Genomic DNA, 10,808 nt, shown 5'->3' on the forward strand with positions numbered 1-10,808 from the left:
TAATAACCTCCTTGGATCAGTATGGGTTGATTTGTTTACGGCAATAAGGCTTTATTTAACTTGCATACCATGGTGTAAGCCGGGTCGAAAATGTTGCCAAGATCATACTCGACACATTGACCGAGTAAAGTACTGGCCTCTGCTATATCCAGACTATGATCCTCTTTTAACCAAAAAAGCATTTCAGTAGTAGCGTGCTGGACCGCCTGATCAAGGGGACGCGCGTTTCCGACGGTGAACAAATGGCTGCCGGATTCACCGCGCGGCCAACGTATGGTTTTGCCTTTGATCAAATTAACAGTAAAACGAATATCCAACGAGATTTCAATCCCTGTCCCCACAATCTCTCCATCTCCCTGAAGGGCATGACCATCACCCACATGCAGTAGCGCGCCCTCGACAAATACTGGAAAATAAGCTGTTACCCCAGTAACAAAGCCGCGATAATCCATATTTCCGCCGTATTCCCCCGATGTCGCAGTGGAAATGGCTTGACCGCGTGAAGGAGCTACGCCGAAACAGCCCATAAACGGAGCCAACGGTAGCTTCAGATGAGCTAGACGGGGAGTGGGATCAGCAAGTTGGGCTATGCCTTTTTCAATATCCACCTTCCAGTAAATGGTTTCATTTTTCGGCAATTGCGCCGCAAAATCCGCATCTAGTACATTCGGAGCTATAACTTTGGATGTAAAGCCCCAATTCCTGTTTGGGTACATATGATCTAGACGGATGGCCAAGACATCCCCCGGCTCGGCCCCCTCAACATAAAAAGGGCCGGTCATGGGATTGCCGCGTTTTGTTACGGTATCACCCTTATGGTCCACTCCCCAGGCATCGACAGTAGTGGTTACGATACTATCTCCATCCCGGATTCGAAGAACCGGTTCATGAGAACCGATAGTATTGTAATATATTTCCGGAACAAAATGGTGTACGGCCATTTTAACCCTCCTATTTGTCTTGTCTCTGAATTTAGAATCATGCGTCCCTTACTTAGTTATACAAATGACATGCAACGACTTGCTTGTCAATTTGTCTAGGTTTGGGTTTTTCGGATTTACATATTTCCATGCAGCTGGAACATCGTGGATGAAATGCACAGCCGCTTGGGGGACTAGCAGGGTTGGGCACATCACCTGACAAAATGATTCTTTCCGATTTTTCCTTTTTATTAATAGTTGGAATGCAGGATAACAAAGATTGCGTATAGGGATGAAGCGGGTTACTGTAAATATCCTCTTTTTCCCCGACCTCCACAATCTCTCCAAGGTACATAACGCCAATCCGATGGCTTATGTGTTTAACCACACTTAAATCATGAGAGATGAACAAATAGGAAAGTTTATATTTTTCCTGCAGATCCATCAGTAAATTCAGCACCTGCGCCTGAACGGAAACGTCCAGAGCCGATACGGGCTCATCAGCGATGATCAATTTTGGATGTAAGGCTAACGCCCGGGCAATTCCAATTCTTTGCCGCTGTCCACCTGAAAACTCATGCGGGAATCTGTTGCGGTAAGCGGAACGGAGCCCTACTTCTTCCATAAGATGTATGACCTTTTCTTCACGTTCTTTTTGCGAATATAAATTGTGCAGTCTATACGGCTCGGCCAAGATTCTTCCAATCGTCATTCGGGGGTTTAGAGAAGCGTAAGGATCCTGAAAAACCATTTGTATATCTCTGCGCATTGTTCTTATATCTCGATTCGAAGCATTTCCCAAATCTACCGAATTAAATTTAACTGTGCCGCTCGTTGGCTTAGTCAATCGAATGATTGCCCTGCCTGTAGTCGATTTGCCGCATCCACTTTCTCCCACCAAAGCAAAGGTTTCTCCCTCTTGAATTGAAAAGCTGACATTGCGGATCGCGTGAATTTTTTTTCTATTTAACATTGTTCCCACAGTAAACACTTTTTGCAGATCTTGGACTTCCAATAGCGGCCTAGTTGTCATATGAGTCCTCTCCTTACACTGCGTGCCAGCATTTAACATGATGGTCTGGTCCTATGTTTATCATGGTTGGTTCGCTTCCGCATTTTTCCGTAGAGAAACTGCATCTGGGAGAGAAACGACACCCCGCCGGCATTTTTCCAAGCTGTGGAACAGTTCCCGGAATGGTGTCCAGTCTCCTTCTTGTCTCTTCTATTTTGGGAATAGATTGTAATAATCCTTTTGTATACGGATGACGCGGATTTTCAAGCAGTTCATCAACTTTTCCCGTCTCAACAATTTGACCGGCATACATGACGATAACCCGATCGCACATTTCCGATACAACGCCTAAATCATGGGTAATTAAGAGAATAGAGGTTTTAAATTCACGGTTAATTTTTTTTAATAACGCCAAGATTTGCGCCTGAATCGTAACGTCCAATGCTGTCGTAGGTTCGTCAGCTATCAATAATTTGGGATGACAGGATAAGGCCATCGCAATCATCACCCTCTGACGCATGCCTCCCGAAAGCTGGTGAGGGTATTCATCCATAATATTGCGGGAACTCGGGATACCGATGCTTTCCAGTATTGTTTGAACGTGTTCAATCGCATCTTTTTTGCTCACTTTCAAATGGTATCGTACGGCTTCGGTTAATTGGTCCCCGATGGAAAAGACAGGATTCAAGGATGTCATTGGTTCCTGGAAAACCATTGAAATATTTTTCCCGCGAATGTCTCGCATTTGTTCTCTATTCAGCTTTGTCAAATTTTTCTCTTCAAAGATAATAGATCCGTTCGTAATATGGCTGGTCTCAACCGGCAAAAGTCCCATGATGGATAAGGATGTGATGCTCTTCCCACATCCCGATTCGCCGACAATACCCAAAATCTCACCTTCCAAAATCTCAAAGGAAATATTGGATAGAGCCTCCAATTGTCCTTTAGAGGTAGAGAAAGCCAGGTTGACATCTTTGACTTGAAGTATGGCCCGTGTCATCTTTAATCCCTCCTTACCTAAACTTAATTCTCGGATCAAGAGTCGTATAGATGATGTCTACCAGAAGATTAATGAAAATATAGGCAATCGATATGAAAAGAACGATTCCTTGAATCAGCGGGTAATCTCTCCTTGAAACGGCACTGATCATCATTCGTCCGATGCCTGGTAAGTTGAACACCGTCTCGATCGCGATGGCTCCTCCCATTAATACAGCCATTGTAATACCGATGACTGTCAAAATAGGGATAAACGCATTTTTCAAAATGTGCTTGAAAATCACGATCTTTTCCGGTAAACCCTTCGCTTTGGCAGTTCGCACGAAATCTTCGTTAAACATGTCCAACATACTCGACCGAGTAATTCTGGCAATGAATGCCGCCTGAATTAATCCCAAGGCTATGGCGGGTAAGGTTAAAGATTGAATGCAGGCTATAACACCTTGAGATAGAGGGGTATATCCCGATACCGGAAACCATCTCAAATCTACCGCGAAGAATAGGATCAGAAGGAGACCAAACCAAAATTCCGGCATAGAAACCCCTAACATAGCTCCAGTCATGGCAATCTGATCTATGGGTTTGTTTCTGAATACGGCTGATACGATTCCTGAAAGCATACCTATTGCAACAGCAATAATCAAAGCATAAATAGTCAATAAAACGGTGATACCTGAATGCTCCCAGATCACATTGACAACTGGCTGTTTAAGAAAAATTGAATCCCCAAGCTGTAATGTCGCCAATTGTTTCAACCATTTAATTAACTGAATGAAGATGGGCTCGTTGAGCCCCAACGTTATCCTTAATTGATTAACTTGCTCGGGGGTAGCGTCGGAACCCAGCATGACTGCTGCCGGGTCCCCTGGTGCTAAATGAAGCAAGGTAAACACAAGAACAAGGGGAACCATCATCGTGGGAAGCAAAACTAAAAACCTCCGAAGTATGAAAGACAGCATAGATGTTTTCGACCCCTTTCCTTAAAAAGTTACTTTTTCCATACATTCCAATAGTATGGATATGGGGTTGCAACGAGATCCTGCACTTTCTTGCTTTTGGCTTTCAATAAAAAGAAATCGCCAAATTTTACAATCGGTACTTCCTCGTAAAATAACTTTTGAATTCCTACCCAAGCTTCTTTCCGTTTAACCGGATCCATCTCTGTGCTTACTTTCTTTAACAATTCTTCTTTGGGCGAGCTTTCCCACCAACCGGCTGCATTTGCACTAGTGTAACCCGCTCCTGCCGGGTCGGAAGAAAACGTGCTGCTTGTGGAGTAGAGTTCATATTGATCCGGTTTTGACCTCTGGCTTACTAAAGTAGCCCAGTCAACGACCTGCAAGTCAATATTAAAACCTGCCTTCTTTAATTGCTCTGTAGCTACAAGCGCAATTTTATACAAGTAGTCATAATCCTTTGTCGTCAGCCAACGAATTTTTTCTCCCTTGTAACCCGCTTCCTGGAGCAACTGCTTCGACTTTTCAATGTTCCCCTGGTTATAAAGCTCTTTTCCCGCATCTGAGTACCATTGTTGAACTTCCTTTTGCAGCAAGCTCGGGTCCAAACGATAAAATTGTGGATCAGAGAAAGCTGCTTTCATGATAGGTTCTTTATCCAGAGCCGCATTAAACGCTTGCCGCATCTTTTGGTTAGTAAATATTCCTTGTTTATTATTAAATACAGCCATCGGCCACCAGTATGGCTTTACAATCACAGGATCTACGTTGCTGCTTGCTTTCACTCGAGTGTACATATCCGTACTGATCTCTTCTGCTACATCGAACTGCCCCGTTTCCAATCCATCCAATCGAACAGATATTTCCGGCGTTGGAATAAAATCCAGTTCATCCATATAAGCCGTACGCTTTCCGGTCATGCCATTCGCCGTTTCTTCTCGGGGCATGTATTGCTCATAGCGCACCATCTTGATGTATTGATCCGGTTTATGTTCCTGAAATTTGTACGGACCAGTACCAATGAATGTTTTGATCTCACCGTCTCCCGCAGCGTCCACCACTTCCTTAGGATATATGGCAGCACCTTGATTAGGAAAGGACAGCAACGAAGGAACGGCAGGAGAGGATTCCTTCAAGGCCAGTATAATTTGGTAGTCTCCATTTTTTTTGAGCTCTTTGAGATTGCTTGCCAGCAATTTTCCGTATTGATTCAATTTCATCCAACGATTTAAGGATGCAATGACATCATCCGCATTGAAGTCTTTACCGTCATGAAACTTGATCCCTTGCCTAAGATTAATAGTATAGGACTTACTATTATCGTCATATGTATAATCTTTGGCCAGCATAGGCTGCGGATTATAATTCGCATCAGGCGTGAAAAGTCCCTCATAAATATGATATCCGATTTCTTGAGAGGCAAAAGAAGTCGTCATTTGGACATCGAGAGTGGGCGGCTCGCTACTGATTGCAATTTTCAAAATTCCTCCTTTTTTAGGAACCGTGTTGTCCGCTGTCCCAATTGCACCCTGGTTCGGTTGCGAAGTGCACCCCGATAAAACGGCGATAATGAACAAACCTACGGACATCATTTTTTTCCATTTTTTCATATACGGTACTCCTCCTAAGAATGGTTAACCCTTTACTTTTAAAGTTTTCGCAGCTTCGGATCCATCATGTCTCGCAAACCGTCTCCGAACAAATTGAGCCCCAGTACGGTCAACATTATCGCAATCCCCGGGAAAACCGCAATCCACCAAGCCTGCACAATATACACCCTTGAATCGCTCAAAATGTTCCCCCAGCTCGGTATAGTCGGGGGTACACCGACTCCCAAAAAGCTTAATGCGGCTTCACCAAGTACGGCATAGGAAAAAATAAAAGAACATTGGATGATAATAGGCGATAAACAATTCGGAAGGATATGAACAAACAGGATATACAAACTACGGGCACCCAATGTGATTTCCGCCTCGATAAACGGATATTCTCTGATGACCAGAACGGATCCGCGAACAACTCTTGCCACGCGAGGCATATATACTATACTTAAAGCAATGACAACCGTACTGCTGCTAGGTCCCAGCAATCCCATCATGGCCACAGCCAACATCAAGCCCGGAAAGGCCATTAGCCCGTCCATCAATCGCATCAAAACGTTATCCAGCCATCTGAAATAACCGGATAATAATCCTAACAGAGTCCCTCCACCCACAGCGAATATAACAACGAAAGCCCCTATCACAAGAGATACCTTGCCGCCGTTGGCCACTCGTGAAAACATATCTCGTCCAAAAGCATCCGTACCGAAAATATGAATAGAGCTCGGCGGCATCAATCGTTCTTCCACTTTCATGGCGTTCGGATCCCAACTGGTCAGAAAAGGTGCGAATACGGTCATACCGATGATTATAATAATGATTCCCAAACCGAAAATAACGGACTTCCTTCGAAACAAATGCAAAAGTATCTCGTATTTGTCTTTCTTCAATTCTGTATTGTCATCAACTGCTAGGGTATGTATCGCATTCTTTTTATCCTCCAAGGAAAGCTTTGCTTCCATAGAAAGTCACCCCGTTCCCATAGTCCCTTGGTCTGCTATTGTTAGCGATAAATCGCATCTTCTCTCTTCAAATAAGTCCTGCTTTTTCGTTCAACAATCCCCAACTTGCCAGTATTTTCGACACCTCCGCTTGATCTTCCTTATCCAACGGATCAACGGGCTCCCTTGTGACGCCCGCCCTCAATCCGACTTGTTCCATCGCCTCTTTTACAACAACTACATTGTTTCCGTTCGCATATTTGGCGCGAAGATTTTCGAATGGCAGTACCTCATCCCAAACTGACCAGATCGTTTCTTGGTCCTCTTGCTGGAGCGCTTTCAACAACTCAAAAGATTTTTGCGGATACACATTAACAAGTCCGGATGTAAATCCTTTAGCCCCGGCATGATAGAAAAATGGCGCCCATTTTTCGGCGGTTCCACAAATCCATGTAATATTTGTTTCCTTCGGAACTTCACGAACGACTTTTGCAAATCTCTGAAGGTCGTTAATTGAATATTTCACCCCAACCAGCTTGTCCAAAGGGGCCAATTCCTTTAGCACGTCATCGCTTAAATTGGGATCCTTGAAATAAATAATGGACGGTATTTCTAAAGCTTCAATGATTTTTTTAAAATAGGAAATGTATCCTTGTTCGGTTACATACGGATGTATCGGCTGGTGAATCATAATGCAATCAGCTCCGGCTTGCTGAGCGAACGTCCCCAGTTCAATTGCGGTTTCCATCGAGTACCCTACCCCTGCCATAACGATGGCTCGGCCATTAACGATTTCGACAACTCTTTTCGTTACTGTTTTCGCCTCCTCTATCGTTAACGTATAAAACTCTCCCGTATTTCCGCACGGTACAATAACTTTTGCGCCGTTATTAATTAAAAAGTTCACATTTTCCTCCAATCCTTTATAATCAATTTCTTTTGTATTCATGTAAAAAGGCGTTATATTAATTGCACAAATGGTTTCAAGTTGCTTGCTTAATTTTGCAAAGCTCATAAATAATTCCTCCATTATGATTCGTTGGTCAATCATCATTACTCGAATCGGGTTTCAACTTATCTTAGTTATCCGACATTATTGAATTCCTTAAGCACCCTGGAATGATAGTTTATCGCAACTTCTAAAATGACCTCATAGTCATCTTCCTCCCACACAAAATTGATATCTGATATATCAGATATCATACACTAGATATCTTTACATGTCAATTGTTATGTTGTTTATCTAACATATTGTGTTATAAATAATAACTTTAATTCTCGCTGTTCTTTTCGTCGATGATCGCAATCGGTATAGGTATAATATTGACCACGCAATTTTTCTATTCCCGGGCAAGAAATTTACAGCTATGAGATTCGCCAAAAAACCATCCACTAATGCGATCGCTCTCATAAAACGCTTTCATTATTGGGTGAGCATAGATCGATTTAGACGAAAAAACATCCGAACCATCATCGTATAGGTTGAACATTATATTTTCCCAACGAAAGGATGGTCTGGATGCTTAATCATTAAGACATGGACGCAGAAACGATTCTTCATTGTTCATCAAAAAGGCTATCCGAATGGCTTTCTATAAAAGTTGTTCCTTCATTATGATTCGCCTGGTCGCTATTCAAACATTCTTGGCGACGATACATCCTACTCATCTGATTTATTTTGATTGCTTAAAACCCATTGAGTAGTCCTCATGATATGTTTCTTCATTCGTTCTTCAGCCAAATCGGGATCTCTGTCTTTGATAGCTTCGAATATTCCCCTATGCTCATGAAAACCTTCTTCCATTTCGACAGTGAACTTTAATGCGCGTTTTCTAAAAGCTGTATCGAATGCAGCAATATTTTTAAGAATATTTAATATCATTAGGTTATTTGCCGCTTGACGGATCTTGTTATGAAAATTCGTATTTTCTTTCACCAAATCTTCTACTTTGTTTTGCCTATAAAGATCCTCAATCAATATAATCTGTTGCTCGAGCTCATATAATTTTTCATCAGTAATCTTTAGAGCCGCAAGTCTACTGCATAAAGCGTCTAAAGCAGCCCTTAGCATTAAAGTTTCTTCAATGCTAGAATCCACTACCTTCGAAACATACGACCCTTTTCTTGGGAAAGTTTCAACCAATCCTTCGTGACCTAATATACGAAGCGCCTCTTTTATAGGGGTTGTGCTGATTCCCATAATTTCGGATATTTCTCTTTCTTTTATATGTTGCCCGGGTTTTAAGTGTCCAATAACTATAGCCTCTCTGAGTGATTCGACGGCGATATCCCTTAACGATTTAACACTCTCCATTTTGATCGATAATTTTTCATTAATTTGCATTTCCAACATATTTCTCCTTATACAGTGATATCTGATATATCACATTATACTTCGAGTTTAGCTTATAGTGCAACAATTAAAAACTGATTAAGATATATGCAATAAATTTAAATGCCGCGGGGGCATCTCGATTTTTAGACAGCATAAATAACCTGCTCCGTTGTTCTAAACCATTCCAAGCACCGTGGTATAAAAAATAACGCTCGAGGAAAATAACAACCCTCGGCGTAATTTGGGCCTACTTGACCTTCTTCCCCCTTCGCCTACCCGATGATATTCTCGATCCGCTCAAGTACTTCCGGCGAATGTTATCGGCACTTATCCGGAGCGATCGCCGTTTATGCTCATGTCGTTAAATAAGATCGTTGATATTTGATATCTGTAGCCGCATAGTTGACCCAGCGTAAGAATCAATATTTTCGGCGGAAGTCCCTTCCTCTGCATTTCTCAAGTTCATTTGATTCGCTGCTGCATTATTGCCCTGTCGGCTGGGTACTCGCATTTGATAATAATTTCATATGATTCAGGCCCTATAGTTATTAATCAGGGCTTGCTCAATGACAATCATTGGACAAAGATCCGAAAGCATCAAGGGACCTGAGATTCATCCCTACGCGAAAATTATTTGTAATCGAAGCACCTTCTCCAAAACAAGTGAAGCGCGAGAGTGTGACGTACCTCCAGCAAAAATAATTACCAAAGTGAAGGCGGGACGTCAACTAGCCTTTGGCGTCCTCCACCGCACTCAATTCGCAAGTCAGAAAACAGGAACGTTGCAATCGGTGATCTTGCTTAGAAGAGAGAGCATCGATTTTCCACTTTTCAAAAATTTTTAGGTCAATTCCCAATTGCACTACAACAGCTTCTATATCCAATGTTCTCATGCTTTCGAACTAAACCTCCTATTGTCCGAAGAAAATAAAGTTTTAGACTGGAAAATAAAGTTTTAGACTAGGAAAATAAAGTTGTAGACTGACCTGGGGGATTAAGCTTATTGAAGTTGGTGGTCCTGGAGACTTTGACTTCACATTTAATAAAAATATATGTGAATTTAATCCATGCTATAGATGGTATAGTTTTTTAGCAAATCCAGACCTACAATTAGAGCTTGGGAATATTTGGTTTAGGTAACCAATTGGATGCTGTCAAAGCCTTGGTACTTATGATGGGGATGAGCATCAGGGCAAGCAGAAAGTGCCAGAGATCCCTTCCCTAGTCGGGCTGACCAATCCCTGAATCCGGATTTGCATAGCTTCATGTACGTCTACACCTCTCCATTCATAAGTAATATTCGACTGGCGATGTTCCCGGTTGTCTGTTTTTGACAATCCATATCCTACTATAAGACTATTTCAACACAAAAGTAACTACCCGTTTGGGGAAGGACAATAATCGGGGATAACGTTCATACCAGCCCGAAGTGCCCTTGGTACCCCCTCATCAATGCCGACAGCAGGACAGCCCGGTTGCTATCATACCTAAATCGGCTCCTTCAAGCCTCCTTTGCCACAATAGCTGCACCAAACGACAAATTCTCACTATTTCCAAGCCTTTCGAATCATTACCTTCATCTTAATCTGGTCTGGACAAAAAAAATACTACCCGAATGGGTAGGTATGAGGGAGAAAAGGGCTCGCTTATATCCGTTTATTTGCGGAAGAGTAATACTATAATGTCAATTATCTTTTTTACACTAGCAGTTCCGTTCGTTTATGTATCAATTCAAACTTTGTGGATCGCCTACGATAAAGTACATTAGGAATCCAGAATGGCTGAATGATATTGGCAAGTTCCCATCTGACTTAAAGTATTGAGTTAAGCTAACGGATAAGTACGACAAGTTCTGCCATAAGCGACTAAACATCGTGAAAGGCAGAAGATTACAATCAAGTAATCTTAACTTTACAACCGAGGATGGGAATGACGGAACCATGTATCCGGAAACCATTCCGCCAATACTCCTGCGTGAGTCATGACTAACAGGTCATGAGGTACGAAGTCAGGTAGATTCGGCAGAACAGAGGCTAGAGCCAAT

Annotated in this window: 9 protein-coding genes; all 9 read right to left on the reverse strand. The window is 42.4% G+C overall.

The features are described 5' to 3' along the window. Positions 1-35: 35 nt before the first annotated feature. Positions 36-941 carry an acetamidase/formamidase family protein gene (locus tag O9H85_RS34320; RefSeq protein ID WP_269885867.1) on the reverse strand — a complete coding sequence of 302 codons (906 nt, stop codon included), beginning with the start codon at positions 939-941 and terminating at the stop codon, positions 36-38. 52 nt (positions 942-993) lie between these two features. Continuing rightward, positions 994-1,953, reverse strand: a complete 960-nt coding sequence (locus O9H85_RS34325; RefSeq protein ID WP_269885868.1) for an ABC transporter ATP-binding protein — start codon at positions 1,951-1,953, stop codon at positions 994-996. Between the two features lie 13 nt (positions 1,954-1,966). Beyond that, the gene (locus O9H85_RS34330) at positions 1,967-2,932 is read right to left on the reverse strand and encodes an ABC transporter ATP-binding protein (protein ID WP_269885869.1); all 966 of its coding nucleotides are present in this window, start codon (positions 2,930-2,932) and stop codon (positions 1,967-1,969) included. Positions 2,933-2,945: 13 nt separating this feature from the next. Then, the gene (locus O9H85_RS34335; protein ID WP_269885870.1) at positions 2,946-3,890 is read right to left on the reverse strand and encodes an ABC transporter permease; all 945 of its coding nucleotides are present in this window, start codon (positions 3,888-3,890) and stop codon (positions 2,946-2,948) included. Between the two features lie 29 nt (positions 3,891-3,919). Continuing rightward, on the reverse strand, positions 3,920-5,497 hold the full coding sequence (locus tag O9H85_RS34340; protein ID WP_269885871.1) for an ABC transporter substrate-binding protein: 1,578 nt from the start codon (positions 5,495-5,497) through the stop codon (positions 3,920-3,922). Between the two features lie 38 nt (positions 5,498-5,535). After that, complete coding sequence (locus O9H85_RS34345) at positions 5,536-6,450, reverse strand: ABC transporter permease (protein WP_269885872.1); 915 nt, start codon at positions 6,448-6,450, stop codon at positions 5,536-5,538. Between the two features lie 67 nt (positions 6,451-6,517). Next, positions 6,518-7,444 carry a dihydrodipicolinate synthase family protein gene (locus O9H85_RS34350; RefSeq protein WP_269885873.1) on the reverse strand — a complete coding sequence of 309 codons (927 nt, stop codon included), beginning with the start codon at positions 7,442-7,444 and terminating at the stop codon, positions 6,518-6,520. Positions 7,445-8,089: 645 nt separating this feature from the next. Then, positions 8,090-8,773: a GntR family transcriptional regulator gene (locus O9H85_RS34355; RefSeq protein WP_269885874.1), complete on the reverse strand. Its 684-nt coding sequence runs from the start codon at positions 8,771-8,773 to the stop codon at positions 8,090-8,092. A 719-nt stretch (positions 8,774-9,492) separates the two neighbouring features. Beyond that, the gene (locus tag O9H85_RS34360; RefSeq protein WP_269885875.1) at positions 9,493-9,657 is read right to left on the reverse strand and encodes a hypothetical protein; all 165 of its coding nucleotides are present in this window, start codon (positions 9,655-9,657) and stop codon (positions 9,493-9,495) included. Between the last annotated feature and the right edge of the window lie 1,151 nt (positions 9,658-10,808).

It is taken from the genome of Paenibacillus gyeongsangnamensis (assembly GCF_027533625.1).
GTDB lineage: Bacteria > Bacillota > Bacilli > Paenibacillales > NBRC-103111 > Paenibacillus_G > Paenibacillus_G gyeongsangnamensis.